General features: G+C 63.4%; 16 protein-coding genes and 1 tRNA gene. 5 read left to right on the top strand and 12 right to left on the bottom strand.

The window, feature by feature from the left end:
• Window positions 1-535: 535 nt before the first annotated feature.
• The 5 genes from AC4DF4_RS12730 to AC4DF4_RS12750 all read right to left on the bottom strand — a co-directional run bounded on the left by AC4DF4_RS12730 (window position 536) and on the right by AC4DF4_RS12750 (window position 7,530).
• Window positions 536-2,062: a PDZ domain-containing protein gene (locus tag AC4DF4_RS12730; RefSeq protein ID WP_490048485.1), complete on the bottom strand. Its 1,527-nt coding sequence runs from the start codon at window positions 2,060-2,062 to the stop codon at window positions 536-538.
• A gap of 25 nt (window positions 2,063-2,087) precedes the next feature.
• On the bottom strand, window positions 2,088-2,822 hold the full coding sequence (gene dapB / locus AC4DF4_RS12735; RefSeq protein WP_490048486.1) for a 4-hydroxy-tetrahydrodipicolinate reductase: 735 nt from the start codon (window positions 2,820-2,822) through the stop codon (window positions 2,088-2,090).
• 46 nt (window positions 2,823-2,868) lie between these two features.
• Window positions 2,869-5,454, bottom strand: coding sequence for a tetratricopeptide repeat protein (locus tag AC4DF4_RS12740; protein WP_490048487.1), 2,586 nt, complete (start codon window positions 5,452-5,454; stop codon window positions 2,869-2,871).
• Between the two features lie 65 nt (window positions 5,455-5,519).
• On the bottom strand, window positions 5,520-6,143 hold the full coding sequence (gene upp, locus AC4DF4_RS12745; RefSeq protein WP_490048488.1) for a uracil phosphoribosyltransferase: 624 nt from the start codon (window positions 6,141-6,143) through the stop codon (window positions 5,520-5,522).
• 1 nt (window position 6,144) lies between these two features.
• Window positions 6,145-7,530 carry a sigma-54-dependent transcriptional regulator gene (locus AC4DF4_RS12750; RefSeq protein ID WP_490048489.1) on the bottom strand — a complete coding sequence of 462 codons (1,386 nt, stop codon included), beginning with the start codon at window positions 7,528-7,530 and terminating at the stop codon, window positions 6,145-6,147.
• A gap of 262 nt (window positions 7,531-7,792) precedes the next feature.
• On the opposite strand from AC4DF4_RS12750, the gene AC4DF4_RS12755 reads away from it, so the two are divergent.
• From AC4DF4_RS12755 to AC4DF4_RS12765, 3 genes are all read left to right on the top strand, one after another.
• Window positions 7,793-8,383: a hypothetical protein gene (locus tag AC4DF4_RS12755; protein ID WP_490048490.1), complete on the top strand. Its 591-nt coding sequence runs from the start codon at window positions 7,793-7,795 to the stop codon at window positions 8,381-8,383.
• Window positions 8,384-8,485: 102 nt separating this feature from the next.
• The gene (locus tag AC4DF4_RS12760) at window positions 8,486-9,100 is read left to right on the top strand and encodes a hypothetical protein (RefSeq protein WP_490048491.1); all 615 of its coding nucleotides are present in this window, start codon (window positions 8,486-8,488) and stop codon (window positions 9,098-9,100) included.
• Between the two features lie 69 nt (window positions 9,101-9,169).
• Window positions 9,170-10,501 (top strand): dipeptidase, encoded by a 1,332-nt coding sequence (locus AC4DF4_RS12765; RefSeq protein WP_490048492.1) that lies wholly within the window; start codon window positions 9,170-9,172, stop codon window positions 10,499-10,501.
• Window positions 10,502-10,781: 280 nt separating this feature from the next.
• Here the strand turns inward: AC4DF4_RS12765 and AC4DF4_RS12770 are convergent, their stop codons facing one another.
• The 3 genes from AC4DF4_RS12770 to AC4DF4_RS12780 are packed head-to-tail and all read right to left on the bottom strand — an operon-like array spanning window position 10,782 to window position 16,431.
• Window positions 10,782-13,007: an HAD family hydrolase gene (locus AC4DF4_RS12770; protein WP_490048493.1), complete on the bottom strand. Its 2,226-nt coding sequence runs from the start codon at window positions 13,005-13,007 to the stop codon at window positions 10,782-10,784.
• Window positions 13,004-13,456, bottom strand: a complete 453-nt coding sequence (locus tag AC4DF4_RS12775) for a GNAT family N-acetyltransferase (protein ID WP_490048494.1) — start codon at window positions 13,454-13,456, stop codon at window positions 13,004-13,006. Before AC4DF4_RS12775 ends, AC4DF4_RS12770 begins: the two co-directional genes overlap by 4 nt.
• A gap of 44 nt (window positions 13,457-13,500) precedes the next feature.
• Window positions 13,501-16,431, bottom strand: coding sequence for a M16 family metallopeptidase (locus AC4DF4_RS12780; RefSeq protein WP_490048495.1), 2,931 nt, complete (start codon window positions 16,429-16,431; stop codon window positions 13,501-13,503).
• A 150-nt stretch (window positions 16,432-16,581) separates the two neighbouring features.
• Here AC4DF4_RS12780 and AC4DF4_RS12785 point away from each other — a divergent pair.
• Together AC4DF4_RS12785 and AC4DF4_RS12790 are read left to right on the top strand one after the other, a co-directional pair.
• Window positions 16,582-16,668 (top strand) — tRNA-Leu (locus AC4DF4_RS12785).
• Between the two features lie 46 nt (window positions 16,669-16,714).
• Window positions 16,715-18,058, top strand: coding sequence for a tyrosine-type recombinase/integrase (locus AC4DF4_RS12790; RefSeq protein WP_490048496.1), 1,344 nt, complete (start codon window positions 16,715-16,717; stop codon window positions 18,056-18,058).
• Between the two features lie 185 nt (window positions 18,059-18,243).
• Here the strand turns inward: AC4DF4_RS12790 and AC4DF4_RS12795 are convergent, their stop codons facing one another.
• The 4 genes from AC4DF4_RS12795 to AC4DF4_RS12810 all read right to left on the bottom strand — a co-directional run.
• Complete coding sequence (locus AC4DF4_RS12795) at window positions 18,244-18,435, bottom strand: hypothetical protein (protein WP_490048497.1); 192 nt, start codon at window positions 18,433-18,435, stop codon at window positions 18,244-18,246.
• A 17-nt stretch (window positions 18,436-18,452) separates the two neighbouring features.
• On the bottom strand, window positions 18,453-18,647 hold the full coding sequence (locus tag AC4DF4_RS12800) for a hypothetical protein (RefSeq protein WP_490048498.1): 195 nt from the start codon (window positions 18,645-18,647) through the stop codon (window positions 18,453-18,455).
• Window positions 18,648-18,654: 7 nt separating this feature from the next.
• Window positions 18,655-19,059 carry a hypothetical protein gene (locus AC4DF4_RS12805; protein WP_490048499.1) on the bottom strand — a complete coding sequence of 135 codons (405 nt, stop codon included), beginning with the start codon at window positions 19,057-19,059 and terminating at the stop codon, window positions 18,655-18,657.
• Between the two features lie 11 nt (window positions 19,060-19,070).
• On the bottom strand, window positions 19,071-19,668 hold a 598-nt coding region (locus AC4DF4_RS12810; protein WP_490048500.1), incomplete at its 5' end, for a hypothetical protein.

Below are 19,668 nucleotides of genomic sequence, written 5' to 3' on the forward strand. Positions count from 1 at the left end.
GAGGATCGGCTCGGTAGGGGAATTCACCAACGAAGTGAAAGCCTATCTCGCCCGGAAGAATGAGGAATCCAATTCGATCAACTGGCAGTTCACCAACGAAAAAGCCCGCATCAAACTCAAATCACTCCATCCAACAATTTGAATTTTACGCGACACTAGCAACCTGAAACCGCCAGGAGGAAATCGACCGGGATGGGAAGGATTTGAGACGCCAGGCAGCCAAGAACGCAAAAGGAGATTGGGGTTTGGAGGCTTGGCGGCGGGTCAAACGACATGGAGTCCCTCCGCCTCGGCCGCGATGGCGGGGAGCACACGCGCCCTCGTGGCATGGTTGGCCTGCATGACGAGCGAGCCGGTCTTTGCATTGCAAACGCATGTTTTCAGCGAGGGCGCTGAAAACCACACGCGAGGGCGCGTGGAGTACCCCCGTGGAGATTGAAGCATCCGCACCGGCTTCTTCCAAAGCTGTTTGAGCCGCGCCGACTCCTCCGTGTTGAGTTCCCGTTTCCCTTTCACCGTGGTTGAGGTTAGGCCCTCACTCCGCGCGGGAGAGGCGGGAGATGCCGCGCTGGAGGAGCTGGGCGTCCACGCCGGTGGAGGCAGCGTCGTCCAGATAGACGGTGAAGTCCTCCTCGACGAACTCGATGGAATGGCGCTCGTTCAGGTTGCCCTTGAACGCCGCGATGAGGGTTTTCATGTCCTTGATTTCCTTGCCGTTGACCTTGCGGACGATGAGGTTGCGAAGGCTTTCGTAGCCGACGGTGGCGGGGGTGGGGATGGAGCCGCTCAAGAAAACGACGCGGTTCATCGTGTCCTCGTATTTCTCGGGATTCTCCATCGCGTCGAGGAAATTGAGCGGGGCGCGGCTCTGCCAGTTTTCGCCGTAGGCTTCCATCAGCGGGCGGGAAAGTTCCTGGAAGACGAGGCCGCCCTTGATCAGGAAGTTAGGGGCCTTGCCGAAATTGTAGCCGGGGACCAGGCGCGCGCTTTCCTCCTCGCGGGTGAGGACGGGCTTGATTTCCAGCGGCTGCCCCTCGCGCAGCAGCGAGAGGGTGACGGACTCGCCGGTGGACTTCTCCCCGCGGATGAGGTGGCCCCAGAACAGGCTGCCGTAGTTCGGGTGCTGATAGTATCCGCGGCGGTCGATCGCCTGGCCGTCGATGGCGAGCAGGACGTCGCCCTTCTTGACGCCGGCGGTCTCGGCGGCGCCGCCCTTGCGGACGGACTGGATGTAGATTCCGCCCTGGTCGTCGGCGAGTTTCAGCCATTGCCGGAGAGATGCGTCCTCGGTGCGGGCGATGGAAATCCCGAGGCTGGGGAAACCCTGATAGTCGTCGTCCGCGCTTTCCTCGAGGAAGCGGGAAATGATGTCGGTGGAGGCGACGTCGCAGATCTGGTCCTTGGAGTTGTAACTGATGAGCACGCCCGTGAGTTTCCCGTCATGGACGACGGGCAGCGAATAACTGCTGGCGGCGCTCTGCATCGAGGCCTTGACGAGGTAGGTGAGGAAACCGTGTCCGGGGAGGAAATTGGAGGTGACGTCGATGCTCTGGAGGCTGCCGGGGGTGAGGAGCGTCTGGCCGTTTTCCTCGATCTGCAGAATTTCCAGGGCCTGGCCGATTTTCGGCGGAGCGGTGATCTCCAGCGGGGTGGTTTTTTCAAACAGGAGCTTGCCTTCCGTTTCGTCGGCCGGACCTAGCAGGGCGAGGTTCGCCTCGTAGTCCACGGCGATGACTTTCGCCTGCGCGAAATGGGTGCCGTCGGGCGATTCGAATTCGAGGTAGGTGGCGTCCGCCACGAGTTCGGAGGTGGTGAGGACGCGCTGAGGGCCGACGATGGCGGCGAGGGCGCGGCGTTGGTTAGGCGGGTTTTTCTCCCAAGGCTGGCCGGGATTCCAGGATTGCTGGGTGGCGTTGATGCGGACCACGGAGGTCTTGAGGTCGGCGCGGGACGGGGCGGTCGCTTCCGCGGGGGCGGCGGGTGCCTGGGCCGCGGGTTCGGATTTCCGCGGCTCGCAGGCGGTGAGGACGAGCAACAGGGGAAGCGTGTGGATGGGGCGCATAAATGGGAGTTCTGAAAGCTGACGATTAGACGAGGCCGAGCACGTCCTGCATGTCGTAGAGGCCGACCGGCTGGTCTTCCAGCCAGCTGGCCGCGCGGACCGCGCCGGCGGCGAAGGTCATGCGGGAGGACGCCTTGTGGGTGAGTTCCACGCGTTCGCCGTCCGCGGCGAAGAGCACGGTGTGGTCGCCCACCACGTCGCCGCCGCGGAGCGTGTGCATGCCGATTTCGCGCGGCTTGCGCGGGCCGATGTTGCCGAAGCGGCCGTGGGCGACGTCGTCCTGATAGGAAGTGCCGGTTTCCTCGTTGAGGATTTCGAGGATACGGCGGGCGGTGCCGGAGGGCGCGTCGATCTTGTGCTTGTGGTGCATCTCGGTGACCTCGATGTCGAAGCGGTCCTGAGTGAGGATGCGGGCGGCGTGGCGGGTAAGCCAGAAGAGGGTGTTCACGCCGACGGAGTAGTTCGCGGCATAGACGATGCGGATCGATTTGGCGGCCTCGTAAATCACCGCGCGCTCGGCGTCGGTGTGGCCGGTGGTGCCGATGACCAGGCTGGTGCCGTGTTTCACGGCCGCCTCGACGAGGGTGGTGGTGAAGGAATGGATCGTGAAATCGATGGCGCAGTTGGCTTGGGCAATCGCGGATTCCAGATCCTCGCCGGCGTCATGGGTGGCGGCGACGGGGACCTGCGCTTGGGCGGCGGCTTCGATGACGGCTTGGCCCATGCGGCCGGATTTTCCAGTGACGAGGAGGTTTGGCATAAGAAATTTCAGTATTTCAGTTTTCAGTATTTCAGCGCTTACCCGGTCAGTCCTCCCAGATCATGTGTTTGAGCTGGAGCTGGCTGGCGCGGGTGGCGGCTTCTTCGGCACGCGGACCTTTGAAGGAAGCGATTTTTTTGGCAACTGTAATGGCGACCGGCCAGCGTCCGGCTTTTTCGAGAAGGGCGAGCGCGCGGAAGCCACAGCGTTCGAAATACTCCCACTCCGCGGGCGGCATGGTGGTTTCGAGCACGGAGTGATAGGCTTGGAACGCTTGTTTCTCGCGTTTTTTGGCCGGGTCCTTTTCGTCCGGCAGCTGTTCGAGCGTGGTGCCGCGCAGGTATTGCAGGCGGTTGAACAGGGCGGGATGGGTTTTGGCGTGGGCGAGGAGCTTGTCATAAACCGCGAGCGCCTCGACCAGCGACGCGGGGTTGCCGCTGCCTTGGGCATACAGCGCTTCGCCTAGCAGTAGGCCGGCGGGCAGGTGGAGCGGATCGTCCGCAGGCAGGGATTTGGTCCATTTCGCGAGAAACGCCGAGGCTTCCGCGAGGCGATAGATGTCGATGAGGTGACGGGCTTTTTCGAGGGCGGCGATGGAGCTGACCGGTCCTTGGGTTTCGATCGCCTTGTCGAAAAGAATCAATGCTTCTTCCTTGGATTGCGGGGTGCCGCCGAGCGCCGCGGAGCGCGCGGCCAACAGCCATGCGGCTTGGGCGCGGGCGGGGTTGGGGGCCGCCGCCGCGAGTTTTTCGAGAACCAGCCGGGCCGGATTGTAACTGCCGGTTTGGAAGAGATTTCGTCCGAGTGTAAGCGCCGCTTCCTCCGCGGCGGGCTCCGCCGGATAGGTGTCGATGATGGATTGGGCGGCGGCGATGGCGGCGGCGGAATCGTTTGATAGATCGGAGAGGTGAAGCCGGGCCAGGGCGAGCCGCGGGGCTGGCAGGGCGACGGATTTCTCCGCCGCGGCGGTTAGGATCTCCGACTGCGCCTTGGCGAACGCGAGGTCGGGAGGGACGCTTGCTAGGGCCGCTTCCAGTGCTGCCAGGCGCGCTTCGGGCGCTCTGGCGTGATCCGGAAAACGGGTGAGGAATTCTTCAAGTGCCGACCGGGCGGCACTCGCGGGTGTGGAGGAAAGTGCCCTTTCCAGTTCGAGATCCGCCTCAAGCGCCGTGTCCGGAGGGCCGCCCTGCTGCTGAATGAGAGTGGTTCCCCTGAGTTCTCCGCTGCGGAGTCGCGTGATGGCGGCTTGCAGCTTCGCGGCTCGCGCTTGATCGCCAGTTAGGGCGATCGCGGCTTCGTCGAACAGCTGGATGGCTTGCTTGGAATCCCCATTCTGGCAGGCGACGCGGGCCTTGAGAAACGCGGCCTCGCCTTGGAGGGCAGGGGACTTTGCAGTGTCTCGGAAGGTGTCGAGAATCGCGAAGGCCTGGTCGGTGGAGCCGGCGTCGAGAAGCCAGCGTGCAAGTTGATAGAGCGCGCGGCTGGCGGCCGGGTGGCCGGGATTTTCCACCCGCAGGCGGTGCAACAAGAGCTTGGCCTCGGCCCGGGATTCCGGAGTGGCCATGCGGTGGAGCCCGACCGCGCGGGTGTAAATCGAGAACGCGAGCAGGTCTGTCAGTTCGTCAGGCGCGGTGTCGGTGGGCCAGGCGCCGGCGGCGGCCGAGCCGGTGTCCGTCGGAGTCGTGGCGATGGGGCCGATGACGGGCAAGACCGGTGGCGTGATCCACTGGCCGACGCGCTCGAGGATCGGGTCGGTGGCGGCGGGCTTTTTGGGAAGCCACTGGAGGAGCCGCTGGAAAATGGCGTCGAGGACCGGGGAGTCGGTGTGCTCTTCAAGGAAGGCGAGCAGGGATTTCGCCGCGGCATCGGGATTTCCCTGCGCGGCGATGGCATCCGCCAGACCGATGGCGGCCAAGTGATGGCGGGTGAGGGATTGGCCTTGCGGGTGGTTGACGAGCGCTTGAAAGCCGGCTTCGGCATCCGCCGGGCGTCCTTCATGGAGCAGCAGCTGGGCCTCGAGAAACGCGGCGAGCGGGCGGTCTGCCACGGCGATGGCTTGCGCGCTTGGCATGGCTTGGCGGGCATCCGCGGCGCGCTTGAGATCGAGCAGGATTTCCACCCGATAGAGCTGGATTTCTGCCTGCGTCGCGGCATCGGCTTCCGGGAGGATTGTGGCGAGCGAGTCGAGCGCGGCGTCGGCTTGCCCGAGCGCCAATTGCAGGCTCGCCAAGGTGAATCCGGTCTCGGTGCGATGCGGCGAGCCGGGATTCGCCAGCAGCTCGGAAAACATTCCGGCGGCCTCGGAAAAGTGATTCTGCCCGGCCAGCGCCTGGGCTTTCCAGAACGGGGTCTCCGGGTTTTTCGCCACCACCGCCTGCCCGAGCAACTCCAGCGCCTCCGTGGGATTTCCCGCCCGGATCAGGGATTCTGCGAGGCGGACCACGATCGTCGATTTCGCCTCGCCGGTGAGCGAGGGGTCGGCGAGGCACTCCCGGAAATGCAGTTCCGCGACTTCCCACAATCCGTGGCTCAGGGCCTCATCCCCTTGCCGCGTGAGCGCGGCCAGACCCTGGCCAAGCAGGGATGGCTGCTGGGCGAGCAGGAATAGTGGGAAAAGGGGCCACAACTTCATCGGACGGGCGGAGGCTAAAAGGGGAAGCGCGCCTTTGCCAGCCCGGATCATTGAAAAACCGCGGCTCAGCGGCAGGTTCCGAATAGCCGGTCGCCGGCGTCGCCGAGACCGGGCAGGATGTAGCCGCAGGAATTGAGGCAGCGGTCGAGGCAGGCGGTGTAAATCGCGAGGTCCGGAAATGCCTGTTCCAGCGCGGAAATCCCCTCCGGGGCGGCGACCAGGCAGGCGAAGCGGATGTGGCGGGCACCGGCTTCCCGCAGGCTGCGGACCGCCTCAATGGCCGATCCACCGGTGGCTAACATCGGGTCGAGAATGATGATTTCATCCTCTTCCAAGTTCGGCGGGTGTTTCAAATAGTAGGGCTCGGCTAGCAGGGTTTTCTCATTCCGCGCCAAGCCGATGTGCGCCACGGAGGCCTGGGGAATCAGGTCGAGGAATCCGTCGAGGAAGCCCAGTCCCGCCCGTAAAATGGGGACGAGAATGATGCCGCGGGACACTTTGACGCCGGAGGTGATTTCCAGCGGCGTGTTGCAGGCGACGACCGTGGTTTCGAAATTCGCGGTGACGGTCGCGACCATCAGTGAGGCGATCCGACGGACCCTCTGGCGGAACTCGGGCGACGGGCACTCCGGATCCCGCAGCTTCGTCAGCTCCTCGGCGATCAGCGGGTGTTCGACGGTGTGCAGCATGTTATTTTTTCCGGGCTAGCAGTTTTCTGAGTTCGGCGAGGGGAACATTCAACATGTTGGACGCTTCCTTGAGGTCGCCGTCGGAACGCTCCAGCACCCGCGCCGCGATTTCGGCGTTGAGCCATTCGAGGAGGTCCTCTCCGGTCGGGGCGGCGTTGATCAGCTGGTCCATCGCGGCGGCGAAACCGGCCGGCGACTTGCGCGGCGCGGAGGCGAGCGGGATGTCGGCGGGCAGGAGGATTTGCGATGAGGCGAGCGCGCAGGCTCGGGCAATGGTGTTTTCCAGCTCGCGGACGTTGCCCGGCCAGTTGTGGGTCTGCAAGGTCGCGATGGCTTCCGCCGAGATGCGGATGCGCGCCATGCCGTTCTTGCGGGTGATGCGCTGCAGGAAATACTCCGCCAGCAGCGGGATGTCCTCCAACCGCTCGCGCAGAGCGGGGATCTTGATCTCCACCACGTTGAGCCGATAGTAAAGGTCCTCGCGGAAACGCCCGGCGGCGACTTCGTCGGATAGGTTCTTGTGCGTCGCGGCCACGATCCGCACGTCGGTGGTCAGCGTCTCGTTAGCCCCCACGCGTGAGAACGACCCGTCCTGCAGCACCCGCAGGAGTTTCACCTGGATGGAAAGCGGCATGTCGCCGATCTCGTCGAGGAAAAGCGTGCCGCCGTCCGCCTGCTCGAAGCGTCCCGCGCGGCGCGCGATGGCACCGGTGAACGAGCCTTTTTCGTGGCCGAAAAGCTCGCTTTCCAACAGGTTTTCAGGAATGGCGCCGCAGTTGATGGTGATCATCTCCTTCTGCCGCCGCGGGCTGTATTCATGCACCGCCTTGGCGACGAGCTCCTTGCCGGTGCCGCTCTCGCCGGCGATCAAAACCGGCGCGTCCGAGCGGGCGACGCGGCCGACGAGTTTGAAAACCTCCTGCAACGCGCGCGAAATACCGATCATTTTCACCCGCCCGTCGTGCTTGGGCATCTCCGCGTCCGGTTGGCCGGCGCTGCGGCGGTCGTCCTGGGTTTGGAGCGCGGATTCGACCACCGGACGAAGCTCGAAAGCCAGCGATTCCTTGCGCAGGACATCGTGCGCGCCGCGCTGGGTGGCCTCGATGATCTGGCCGGTGGTTGGAAAGCCGGCGGTGAGAATCACCAGCGTTTGCGGACTCTGCTGGAGAATCCGCCCGAGCAACTCCATGCCGTCGAAGGGTTCCAATTCCATCGCCGCAACCACCACGCTGACCCGCGTTTTCTCGATCACCTTGACGGCGTTGGCGGCGTTGTCACAGCGAAGCACCCGCAAATCCTTGGCGGAAAGGTGTTTGGTGGCCCAATCCAGGAAATCCAGATCGGGATCGACCAGCAACAGGGTGTCTTCTGAGGAGTTTTCAGGCATCGAGGCGGGGGCGGCAGTGAAGCAGGGTGGCTGCGGATGGCACGCTTAAAATTCTCCGGAGCCACGGCTTCGGCGGTTGACTTCGGCAGGCCGGTTTTCCTTCCACTCGCCGCCCGATGCCAGACGGGTAGCATCTTTTTTATGCCCGTTTCATAAAAATATTCCAAGGATTAGGGAAATGGGGTGTCTTACGTAAGAAGAACATCCTGCGGCAGCTGAATCAGCAACTGCCGCGAGAGGTTCGCTCAAGCCGGTGAAAACCATGAAATCATTAGAAAAATTAGCAAAGTCGGGACTCTCCTTGGGAGTGGTAGTCCTTTCATCCTTGTGGGTGCAATCCGCCGTCCTGCAGGGCGCGCAACCCGAGGAATCACCGGTGGCACCCGCCGCCGGGGAACGCGTGCTCGCCTTGGAAGACGCGAAAAAGGAAGTGGTCCGCCATTCCATGATAGGCATCCGCGACACGCTCATCTTCTATACCTTGGCCGGACAAAAAGCCGTTGTGGTGCTGCACATCGACAACGGCAGCGCCGCGTTCAAAACGTCCGGCACGGTTTTCCTGTTCGCTCCTGAAACCACGGAGGAGGGCCTCGGAAAATGGGTCAACAACCAGCATTCCGACGGATTGTTCGTGGACGCGCCGGAGCCGGTTCTCAGTCTCAAGCTGCCGGACGGAAGCTGCACCGTGACGGACCGCAAGGTCGTGGGTGAGGAGAAAAGTCCCATGGGAGACGAAGTGTTCAGCGACTATCAGGTGAAGATCGCGGTCAAGGAGCATCGAGTCGAGGGGAAATACCGGCTGGCGGCCTTCGTGGGTGAAGCCAATGTTTATTTGAAAAAAGAGGCGCCCTGAACCCCGCGGGGTCTTCGTGAAATGGCGCGTCAACCCGGCCGCCCCGGTCGGTTCTAAAGCCATCGGCCTTGATTGATTTGAAAATCCGGGTAAAAGGCTGCGATGTCATTGCCCACCGCAAATCCATCCGGGGATGAGAAGCCGCCCGGCGACGGATCGGCCGAGGCGAGGGAAGTCGAGGTGGATCTCTCGACCTTGCTCGACCTCCAGATCGAGCGGACCGCGAAAGACAGTCGCCAGGCGAACAAGATCATTCTGGGATTTTGCGGGTTTCTCATCTGCCTGGCGCTTGGCTGGTATGCGGCGTCGGATGGCAACCGCCGGAAAGTCGCGGCCTTGATCGAGGATGTGCGGGCCAGCGGCAAGGACGCGCAATTGATGAAGAGCCCGCTGAGCATGGCCGACGCGTATGATCGGGCCTTGGAGAAAATCGGCACTCACTCGACGGACATCGACAACGCGAGCATCTCCATGGGCGTTGCCCCCAAGAAAGTCCACGAGGACGGAATGGAAGACGAAATGAAAGCCATGATGGACGGCAAGGGGCAGACCGTTGGCGAGCGGAACCGCTTGTTGCAGCGGACGGCGGGCGTCATGGTGGACAGCGATGCGAAGGCGCGGCGGCTCAAGGAAGCCTCCCAAGCCGCGCATCCAACGGAGGAAATCAAGCCTGAGGCCAAGCCCGGGGTGCCGGAAGCGCCGGTGGCCAAGCCTTGATGGAAAGCGCGCTGCCTTTTAAGGAATTCCGCTTGCGAGAGGGGCGGCCCGGCGGCAAGCATCAGCTGCATGACCCCCGAACTTGAAAATCTGTTTTCATTTCTCCGTTTCCCGAGCGTTTCGACGGACTCCAGGCACGCCGGCGACGTCCGGGCCTGCGCGGAATGGCTGATCGCCAAACTCGCGGGCATGGGCCTCGCGACGGAACTCCACGAGACGCCGATGCATCCGGTCGTCATCGCGAGAAACGAGCATGTCGCCGGCCGCCGGACGGTGCTCGTTTACGGTCATTACGACGTGCAGCCGGTCGATCCCCTCTCGCTGTGGACCAGCGCTCCATTCGAGCCGGTCATCCGCGAGGGCCGGATCTGGGCGCGCGGCGCCACCGATAACAAGGGCCAGATGATGGCGCACGTCCTCGGCGTGGAGAAGACCCTGCGGGAAAACCGCGAGCTGCCGGTGAATTTGATTTTCCTGTTTGAAGGTGAGGAGGAGATCGGCAGCCCGAGCCTCGCGTCGTTCCTGCTTCATCATTGCGACGAGCTGAAGTGCGATGTGATCGCCATTTCCGACACCGGCATGGTCGCTCCCGGCGTGCCCACGCTCGGCTACGGGTTGCGCGGCATCGCCTGCTGCGAGGTGATCCTGCGCGGCCCCAAGGGCGACCTCCACTCCGGTCTTTTCGGCGGCGCGGTGGCCAATACCGCGGCGGCCATGGCGCGCCTGATTTCCAGCCTTCACGCGCTCGACGGCCGGGTCTCGATCGAGGGGTTTTACGACCAGGTCCGCCCGCTGGAGGCATGGGAGCGCGAAATGTGGTCCCGCGTCCCCGGCGTGAGTGACGCGGATTTCCTCGCGGTCACCGGTTCGCCCGGCCTGTATGGCGAGCCCGGCTTCACCTCCGCCGAGCGCCTTTGGGCGCGGCCCACCGCCGAGGTCAACGGCATCGGCGGCGGCTATCAGGGCGAGGGCTCCAAGACGGTGATCCCGGCCGAGGCTTTTGCGAAGCTCTCCTTCCGCCTCGTCCCGGACCAAAGCCCGAAGGACATCATGGAAAAGGTCCAGAGCCACCTTGAATGGCACTGCCCGCCCGGCGTGGAAGTCGAGGTCCGCGTGGGCCACGACGGCAAACCTTACGTCACCGACCCCAACTCGAAATTCGGACTCGCCGCGCAAGCCGCGCTCCGCGGCTCGTTCAACGCCGAGCCGGTCCTGATCCGCGAAGGCGGCAGCATCCCCATCGTCCAAACCTTCCGCGACATCCTCGGCGCGGACACGCTGCTGCTCGGCCTCGCCCTGTCCGACGCCCAGATCCACGCGCCGAACGAAAATTTCCCGATTGAGAATTTCGAAGCCGGAATCCGGCTGAACCAAGCCTTGCTCGAGGAGCTGGCGAAGTGACCCATGCGGTGGACAAAAAAAGCGCGCGTTGGAATTCCCCCCGGATTTCTCAACGCGCGCCTTTTTATCTAGCTATCGGCCAGGCCTGGCTCGGTTGACTTCCCCCCGGAGATCAATGCGAATCACTTGGCCCGGCTTTTGACGGCTGGAGTTTTGACGAGGCGGACCTCGTGCAGAACGGGGGCAACGTAATTAATGATTAGGATATGGAAAGTAATTTTTTCATGTAACCGGCAGATTTTTCGTCTGAGCGGTAAAAACACGGTTTGAGCGGCTGGGGTCAGAACAGGGCGGCGAGCTCGGGCCAGCTTTGGAAGCGGTGGTCGGGGTGGCAATCGCCGGGGCGGAGGGAGTCTGGATGGCCGGTGAAGAGCGCCGTTTGAAAGCCCGCCGCGGCGGCGGGGACGATGTCTTGCAGCGGGTCGTTGCCAATGAAGAGCGTTTCCGCGGGCGTGATGCCGCGGCCGGCGAGGCGGTCGATCAGGATTTGAAACAGCTCGGGCGACGGCTTGGCCAGGCCGTGCTGATAGGAAAGAAGGGTGAGCTCGGGCGCGAAGAGATCCGCGACGCCGCCGAGCGAGGCGAGGGTGTTGGATTGGGCGTTGGAAAGGAGGCCCAACGAGATGCCGGAGCGGGAGAGGCGCTGGATGAGGTTTTCCGCGCCGGGCATGGGCGTGGCTGGATGCCATGCCGCCTCGATGGCCGCGACGAGCGGGCTGGTGTCGGTGCCGGGTTCGAGCGACAGGATTTCCCGCCAGAGGGCGCGGAGGTCCACCTCCGGATAGGGAATCCGGGCGGCGGCGTGATGACGAAGGACGGCGGCGTGGAGATCGGAGCTGGGAGAAAGCGGCGGTTGGTGGCCGAACTGGCGGAGGATGTCGCGCAGCACGGGGTCGGCGAGGGGATCGGGCTTCACGCCGCCGGGCGCGGCGACGAGCAGGGTGCCGTAAATGTCGAAGATGACCGCGCGGTAGGATTTGGGAGCCGCGGCGGCGGGCTTGAGTGACGAGAGGAGAAAGTGAAACGATCCGGGGCCGAGGTGGGCGGTTAGGATTTCATCTGCGGGCAGGTGGCGGACGGGGCCGGCGGGCTGGCGGGCGAGATTTTGGTAGAGCGCGGTGAGGGATTTCCGATACTCGTCGGGAGAGTAAGGCGCGAGCTGGGTGGGAGTGGCGGTGGGCGTGCGGTCCGCGATGACGGCGGCGAGCCAGTCCACGGCGGGTTGGGTTTCGCCATCGATTTCGACGAGGAGGATGCGGCGGTTGGCGGGGTCGGCAAGGCGCTCGATGATTCCCTGCTGGAGGGGTTCCGGGAGGTTGCCGAAGTCGAGGTAGCCGTCGCGGACGAGCGCGGCGAGCGTGGCATCGATGGTTTCCTGGGAGAGCGGCCGGCGGTAGTCGCGGTAGTTTCTCTCCAGATCGGTGGTGAGGTGGTCGCGGAGGATCGGCAGATCGCTCCAATCGACGGGGACCAGCAGGCGGTCGTAGAGCCGTCCGGCGAGGATGCCGTGGCGGGCGTGTTCCGCGGCCAGGTGCGGGAGGTTCCGGCCGATGAGCGGCTTGCCGAGGGCGGCGGCTTCGAGGAAGGGCAGGCCGAAACCTTCGGAAACGGAGGTGGTGACGATGTGGCTGGCGTGGGCGAGCCAGGATTCGAAGCCGGTGGCGGCCCCGGCGGCGGGGGCGAAGCGATCGACGACGTCGAAACCGATTGGCAGGCGGTGTTTGACGGTGAATTTCCGCCAGGTGTCGTGGACGGGCAACGCCTCGGGATTTCGCGGCGCGCGGCTAACGGCGACGCGGGTGCCGGCGGGGGCCAGCGCGGCAAGCAGGACGAGCTCGCCGAGGTTTTTCCGGCGGATACCGCGGACGGGGGCGAAGAGGATGGGGGAAGGGGAGTCTGCGGGCGGGTCGCAAGGAGGCGCGGCGGGGAGGGTAACCGGGTTGGGGAGCAGGACGGCGTTTTCCGGCGGCAGGCCGGCGGCGGTGAAAAGGTCGAGATCGCGGGAGTTGAGGAAGGCGTAGCGGATGCGGGGAGAGAACGGATAGAGCGTCCGGCAGTTCGCCACAAGCTGGTAGTTCGCGGGACGACCTTGCTCGGCGAGGTCGTGGATTTGAAGGACGACGCGCTCGTCTTCCCTAACGAAGCGGGCGATGACATGGGGGATGAGGCAGTTCTTCCCGAGCGAGTGGTTGTGGAAATGCCAGAGGTCGGGCGGGCCGCCGAGCGCTTCGGTGGCGGCGGCGCGGAGGGACTCAGTCAGGGCTTCGGCGGTGTGGTCGTCCGGCGTCGGGAGGTAGTCGAGGCCGGGGATGGTGTGGAATGTGGGATGCAGGGAGCGAGACGCTCCCGCCACGGTCTGGGGCGAGACGCCCCAGCCACTTGGCGGCGCGTCGCCGGTGAGGACGACGTGCCGGATGCCGGCGGTGGCGAGGGCTTGCGAGGCGGCTTCGATCACTCGCGTCACGCCGCCGGGTCCGAGGTGATAGTGGACGATGGCGACGTTCATGGCGCGGCTTTCCAGTCGCCGACGGGCTTGGCGAAATGGAAGCCCCAGATTTCGAAGCCGAGGCGGTGATAGAGGCGGTGCGACGGGTGATTCGCGGTGTAGCTGTCGAGCACGATGATGTTGCAATCCCGCTCGCGGGCGAGGCCCTCGAGATGGCGGATGAGCAGGCTGCCGATGCCCGCGGACCGCCGCGCGGGCGCGACGACGAGGTTGTCGATTTCCAGATAGCGGCCGCACCAGATCTTGGTGGCGACCCAGGCGCCGGCGACGCCCGCGAGCGTGCCACCGGTGAACGCGCCGACGAGCTCGTAGTGGGAATAGTCGTCTAACAGCGTGTCGAGGCGCGCGGCGATGGTCGCCGCGGGTGTCTCCGGATTCAGCAATGTCAGCAAGGCCGCCGCGTCTGCCAGATCGGTGGGTCCCAGCGGGCGGATGGTGGTTTCTTCCATGGGCGGTGTGAGTGGGAATTCAGCCGGAAGGCGGTACGACGGACTCAACCCGCGGGCTTGATGGCAACGAGCAGGGCGTTTTCCGCCTTGAGGTATTTTTTGGCGAGGGCGTTGACTTCCTGAAGGGTGATCGAGCGGTAGTCGGCATCGCGGCCGCGGGCGAGGTCGAGGCGCTTGGGGTCCGACTGGGACTGGCTCATGACGGTGCCGAGCCAGTAGTTGTTATCGCGGAGGGATTTTTCAAGCTGGCCGAGGGTGGGCTTGAGCGCGCGGTCGAGTTCGTCGGCGGTGGCGCCGGTGGCGGCGAAACTATCAGCGAGGTCGCGCATGGTCTTGAGGAGGAGCTCGAGGTCCTCGGGCTTGCCGACGCTCTCGCCGATGATGTAGCCGACGCCTTCGAGCGCGTCGGAGCCGGACGCTCCGGCGTTAGGGCTGTAGGACGCGCCGAGTTTCTCGCGGATTTCCTCGCGGAGCCGGTCGCCGTAGATGTCGGCGAGGACGTTGAGGCGGCGGAACTCCTTCTGGTTGCCACGGACGCCAACGGTCTTCCAGAGGCTGGTGGCGACGCCTTGGGGGATCTTCGATTCGTAGGTGAAGGTCTTGGCGGCGGGAGCGTTGGGAAACCGGATCTTGCGGGCTTCTAGCAGGGCGGGTGCGGCGGAAGCGCGCGTGGGCAGCGCGCCGAACGTGGCGAGGAGATCGGGTAGAATTTTGTCGATTTCAAGGTCACCGACGATGGTGAGCTCGAGGTAGCCCTTGGTGAGCTCGGGGGTGAACCACCGCTTCGCGTCGTCAAGGGTGTAGGTGGAGAGCTTCTCGGCGGGGGCGATGGTGAAGCGGGAGTTGCCGCCGTGGAGCCAGGCTTCCATTTCCCGCTGGGGGCCGGCGGGCGTGTGCTTGAGCTGCTGATAGAGCATGGGGACCGCCTTCTGGAACTGCCAGAGCGCCTCGTCGCGGTAGCCGGGATCTTTCAGCGAGGCGCACATGAGCTGGACCTGGGTGGTGAAATCCGCGGGGGTGGTGGTGCCGCCGAGGGTGAACGCGTCGTCGCCGATGACCAGCGAGGAGCCGACGTTCTTGCCCGCCAGAATCTGTTGGAGGTCGTCGTTGCTGTGCTTGCCGAGGCCGCCGCCTTCGAAGACCGCGGTGGCGAACACGTCGAGCATGGGCGTGTCCTTGGGCTGGGTGAGCTTGCCGGAACCGATGCGGGCGAGCAGGCGGATCTTGCCTTTTTCAAAATCAGTTTGCTTGAGGTTGACCCGCACCTGGTTGGAAAGCACCAGCTGGGTGATGCCGAGATCCTTGACCTCCTTGCGGGAAATTACCGCGCCCGGCTTGCCGAAGTCGGTGTAACCGAAGGGCTGGATAGCGCGCAGGAGGGGCGCTTCGACGGGCTTGCCGCGGGATTCCTCGAACAGCGCGGCGAGCTCCTTCTCGGCGTTTTCCGGCTTCTCCTTGGTGGTGAGGATCAGGTGGTGGCCGGAAGTCTCCCAGAATTTCACCAGCGCCTGGTGGCAGGCGGCGAGGTCGATGGCGTCGAGCGTGCTTGCCGCCAGCTCGAGGTCGGTGGCCGGATCGGAAAAGACGGTTTTGTCGTTGATGGATTTGGCGAGGACGGTGGCGATGCCGTCGGACTTGCGGGTGGCTTTTTGTTTCACCTGCTGTTGATAGGAGTTGAGCAGGTTGGACTTGGCCTCGGCGAGCTCGGCCTCGGTGAAGCCGTGTTGGATGGCGCGGCGGAACTCCTGCTCCAGGATCGGCACGGCTTCCTGCCAGCGGTCGTCGGCGGCGGTGACGTCGATGGAGCCGATATCGAGATAATTGAAGAGCGTGCTGTTGGAGGCGGAGCCGGAAGTGATGGCGGAACCCTCGATCTTGGAAAGCCGGTCGAAGCGGCGGCTGATGATCGAGTGGGCGATGTCCAGCGGCATGCGTTCCGCTCGGGTCGCGGCAGTGTCGGGCTTCTCGACGTATGGCCGGACGAGCACGAGCGAGACGTCGGTGGAGGCGACTTCCCTGTCATGGAAAACTCCGGTTTCGAGGCCTTCGGGCTGTTTGATCGGGCCGAGATCCGGGTTCTTCCCGGGATTCGCCGGATTGCTCATGGAGGCGAATGTCTTCTCGATCTTACTCTGGATCCCCTTTGGGTCGATATCGCCGACAACGATGAAAGTCATGCGCTCCGGGGTGTAGTAGCGGGTGTAAAGGTCCAGAAAGCGTTCGCGCGGCGCGGACTTGATCACCTGCTCGGTGCCGATGGGGAAGCGCCGACTAACGAGGGAATCCGGTAACAGTTCGGCGAACTGCTGCTCCATCAGACGGGTGTTGACGGAATCGCGGCTCATTTTTTCCGACAGGATCACGCCGCGTTCCTTGTCGATTTCCTCGGGTGCGAGCAGTGCCCCGTCGCCGAAATCCCGCATCACCGTGAGGCCGAGTTTCAGCGTGTCCTCCGATAAATCCGGCAGGTCGAGCATATAAACCGTCTCGTCGAACGAGGTGTAGGCGTTGGCGTGGGCGCCGAAGGAAATTCCCAGGCGCTGCATCCTCGGAATGAGCTCCGCCGCGGTGTAATTCTTGGAACCGTTGAAAACCATGTGCTCAAGGAAGTGGGCGAGGCCTTGCTGGTCATCCGCCTCCATCAGCGAGCCGGCGGCGATGTGAAGCCGCAGCGAAACCCGCTTCGGCGGTTCGGCGTTCGGATAGATGATGTAGCGCATGCCGTTTTCCAAAGTCCCGAACGTCGCGCCGGAATCAGGGGCGATGTCCGAGGATGCCTGCGGCCAAGGGCGCGGCGTCACCTTGGGCGCCGCAGTGTCGGTCTTGACCGTCGGGGGGGGCGGCGCGGCGGGTGCCGCCACCGTCTCGACGACCGGCGGCGGGACTGCGGCTGGCGGCTTGTGCGAGCGCACCGAAAGGATCCCGGCCGTGACAGCGAGAATGAGGACGAGAATGAGCGGGGTGGCCTTTTGCATGGGGCGAGCGTGGTTGACCGCGAGCGGGTTTGGCAACGCCGAAAACCGCCAGATCACAGTGCCGGGTCGCGGATTTCAAAAACTTTCCGAAAACGGGGTTGCAATCAGCGGGGGCCCGTGGTGTTTTTCCCTCCGACCAATCGATGATGTGCGCGCGTGGCGGAATTGGTAGACGCGCTAGATTCAGGTTCTAGTGGGGGCAACCCTGTTCAGGTTCGAGTCCTGTCGCGCGCACCATATTTATCTTCAATGGCTTACGGAGACGCTTTCCGGCCATGTTGACATGGCTTCCCACCCCATGAACGAGGGTGGTGACAGAATGGTGACAAACGTGCGGGCAGGCTCGAAACCGCACGGCAAGAAGGCGGGTCCGTTCCTCAAGGTAAAAGCGGGGTCTGCCGTGGTGCCGATCTACCAGACGGAATCCAAGGGCCGGGTCCGCTACACGCTGAGCTTTTACCGGAATGGTCGCCGCGAGCGGAAAGTCTTCAACTCTCTGGACGACGCCAAAAAGGAGGCGCTGTTCGTGGCGCAGCGAATTCAGGTCGGAATGCAGCACGTCACTGACCTCAAGTCGCACGAGCGCGACAGCTTCAAAGCGGCGGTGGCGATGCTCGAGAAAACCGGCATTCCCTTGGTCGCCGCTGTGGAGGACTACCTCCGCGCCCGCGATCTTGCCGGAACGGAGTCGCTTGCCGCCATGGCCTCCGAGTATGGCCAGCACTTCAAGAAGGTGGTGCGACGGATCACGATTCCCGATGTCGTCGCGGAAATGCTGCTGCACCGCAAACAGGACGGGGCGAGCAAGGTCTATCTGGGCCAGTTGAAGACCACCCTCAACCGCTTCGCCACCAAGTTCCCGGGCGAGGTTCTCGACGCCACCTCCCAGGAAATCGACGCATGGCTCCGCTCGCTGGCCGTGGCCCCAGGGACACGCAACTCGATGTTGCGCTGCATCAAGGTGTTTTTCTCCTTCGCCCGCAGCCGCAATTATCTTCCAGAAGACCGGAGCACTGCGGCCGACTCCGTGCGCTTGGTCAAAAACGTGTCGGACGATGTCACTGTCTTCACGCCCCAGCAGATGGAGACTATCCTCCATAACGCCCCGCCACGCTTGATACCGATTTTGGCGATCGGGGCGTTTTCCGGTATCCGTGTTGCCGAACTCAACCGGCTCGATTGGTCCGCGGTGGACTTGGATCGCCGGATCATCGAAATCCGTGCGGGGCAGGCGAAGACCGCATCGAGACGGGTGGTGCCCATCACGGACAATCTCGCGGCTTGGCTGCAACCGCTCATACGAAAGGGGAAGGTGGTGTCCGCGAAGAACCTGCATGTGGACATGTCTGCGTTGTCCCGCGCCCTCAAGATCGAGTGGCCGCGCAACGTGCTGAGGCATTCGTTCATCTCCTACCGGATCGCCGTGGTGAAGAGTGCCGATCAAGTGGCCTTGGAAGCGGGCAATTCCCCCTCCATCATCTTCAAGCACTACCGGGAACTGACCACCGAGGATCAGGCAGACAAGTGGTTTGCTATCCTGCCCAAGGACGGGCAGATGGAGAACACGTTCGTGTGGGACAAGCGGACCGGGCGGATGACGCTGAATGGCAAGATCATCGAGAAGTGACCGCCCGTTCAATCCGTATGCCAACGATGACTAACTCACGCGGAATGGTCATGTGAGGGGAGGGGATATTGCCATCCCTTGTGCAAGCGGCACGTGCTTCCATGCGGCACCCAACGCAAAATCCGAGGCAGGAAAATTGCTTCCCTCACCCCGGATTGATGACTCCCGAAAAATGGTGCTCTCGCTCAGCCTTTGAAGCTGGCGTTCGCTTTGCCGTCGTCGAGCAGGTCACCGATGCGGTTCACAGTGTCCTTGAGAATCGAGGCGGCGGCGAAAACGATCACGCCGATCTTCGGGTCCACGAATGGGATGACGTTCAGAGCTGAGACAAGTCCGGCGATTTTTCCGACGAAGCTGAGGTATTTGAGTGCTTTCATGGTAAACCGGGGTGGTGTCAACGACGGCGAAGTTTTTTGAGCATGCTCACGAGCGACATGACACCGACCGCCAAACCGACGACCAATGAAGCGACGCGCAGGTGCCATTCGATCTGCTCCTGGTATGACGTGATGACGCCCAACACCGGCGAAGCGATGCCGACGATGGCTTTGCTGACGTAGTCGAGGTCGATGTTGATCGGTGCGCGCATGGTTGGATTACAGGTTGGTGGCCGCTACGAATGCGCCGTCGATTTGCTCTGCGGTCAACCCGAGTTCGGTCCCGAGCATCGTGACCAGCGGATGGTCGCGGCGGTATTCCGTGGCATATTCAAACTCAATCAACGCGGCCTCGCGCATTGTGGCGTCGGGTGTGGCTTCGATCATGGACCTTACCGCATCCCCCGTGATGCCCTGCGACAACAACCACAGGCGGATCTGCCGTTGAGTGCATGGGGCGAACCTCGACTTGTCGCCGGGGCCGGGCGGAATTTCATCCCGGTGGTATTTGACCCCCGCCGCGTCAAGCTCCTGCAAGCATTCTGCCAGGGGCTTGCCCACGTTGCCGGAAGCTCTCCACAGAGTCACCTCGGTCCCGTTGTGTTCGTAGTCGTAGTATTGCATGGTGATGGTGGTTACGGGCTTCCGGTGACGAGGCAGGCGACACCCCGCCCACGGAGCTTCTGCGTCAGGTAGAAGCCTTCTGCCGTGTTTGTGGTTCTCCGCATCAGTGGATACTGAGTGAGAGATAGGTTATCGCCAAAGCTAGCCTGGGTGGTGGCGAACCTCGTGCATTGGAAGCTGCCCGTGTCGATTACCGTGATCGGGCCGCAAGTGGCCTTGCTGGTAGAACTCGAATTCAACTCGTTGATGGATGCCGCCGCCGAGCCTTGCGCTCCGCTGAAATGGACATAGTCGCCGGTGGCATATCCGTGACTGGTCAACGTGACGGTTACGGTTGCCGCCTGTATGGGAGATGCCACGCTCGAACTCATCATCAGCCCTTGGTTGTAGGACTGGTTCAGCACCGTAAGCGTCCCGCCAGTTCCCGCAGTGACGACCGAAGTTGAGTAGAATGTGAGCTGAGTTGACGAAACTGCGGTCATGACATGAACCCCGTTAATATCCGGGTTGGACCCCGTATGCCCGGTGATCATAACGGTTACTTTGATGCCGACGGGGGCACCGTGACCAGCGGCTGTGACGGTAGCACTGCCATTCGCGGTGGTGAAA

The sequence above is a fragment of the Luteolibacter sp. genome (assembly GCF_058122085.1).

What these genes read in the sequence shown, in the direction of transcription:
- dapB (WP_490048486.1), bottom strand. Translation starts at nt 2,822, where the DNA reads ATGCCAAACCTCCTCGTCACTGGAAAATCCGGCCGCATGGGCCAAGCC.
- AC4DF4_RS12775 (WP_490048494.1), bottom strand. Translation starts at nt 13,456, where the DNA reads ATGGAAGAAACCACCATCCGCCCGCTGGGACCCACCGATCTGGCAGAC.
- AC4DF4_RS12755 (WP_490048490.1), top strand. Translation starts at nt 7,793, where the DNA reads ATGAAATCATTAGAAAAATTAGCAAAGTCGGGACTCTCCTTGGGAGTG.
- AC4DF4_RS12750 (WP_490048489.1), bottom strand. Translation starts at nt 7,530, where the DNA reads ATGCCTGAAAACTCCTCAGAAGACACCCTGTTGCTGGTCGATCCCGAT.
- AC4DF4_RS12795 (WP_490048497.1), bottom strand. Translation starts at nt 18,435, where the DNA reads ATGAAAGCACTCAAATACCTCAGCTTCGTCGGAAAAATCGCCGGACTT.
- AC4DF4_RS12790 (WP_490048496.1), top strand. Translation starts at nt 16,715, where the DNA reads ATGGCTTCCCACCCCATGAACGAGGGTGGTGACAGAATGGTGACAAAC.
- AC4DF4_RS12780 (WP_490048495.1), bottom strand. Translation starts at nt 16,431, where the DNA reads ATGCAAAAGGCCACCCCGCTCATTCTCGTCCTCATTCTCGCTGTCACG.
- AC4DF4_RS12770 (WP_490048493.1), bottom strand. Translation starts at nt 13,007, where the DNA reads ATGAACGTCGCCATCGTCCACTATCACCTCGGACCCGGCGGCGTGACG.
- AC4DF4_RS12765 (WP_490048492.1), top strand. Translation starts at nt 9,170, where the DNA reads ATGACCCCCGAACTTGAAAATCTGTTTTCATTTCTCCGTTTCCCGAGC.
- AC4DF4_RS12730 (WP_490048485.1), bottom strand. Translation starts at nt 2,062, where the DNA reads ATGCGCCCCATCCACACGCTTCCCCTGTTGCTCGTCCTCACCGCCTGC.
- upp (WP_490048488.1), bottom strand. Translation starts at nt 6,143, where the DNA reads ATGCTGCACACCGTCGAACACCCGCTGATCGCCGAGGAGCTGACGAAG.
- AC4DF4_RS12800 (WP_490048498.1), bottom strand. Translation starts at nt 18,647, where the DNA reads ATGCGCGCACCGATCAACATCGACCTCGACTACGTCAGCAAAGCCATC.
- AC4DF4_RS12805 (WP_490048499.1), bottom strand. Translation starts at nt 19,059, where the DNA reads ATGCAATACTACGACTACGAACACAACGGGACCGAGGTGACTCTGTGG.
- AC4DF4_RS12760 (WP_490048491.1), top strand. Translation starts at nt 8,486, where the DNA reads ATGTCATTGCCCACCGCAAATCCATCCGGGGATGAGAAGCCGCCCGGC.
- AC4DF4_RS12740 (WP_490048487.1), bottom strand. Translation starts at nt 5,454, where the DNA reads ATGAAGTTGTGGCCCCTTTTCCCACTATTCCTGCTCGCCCAGCAGCCA.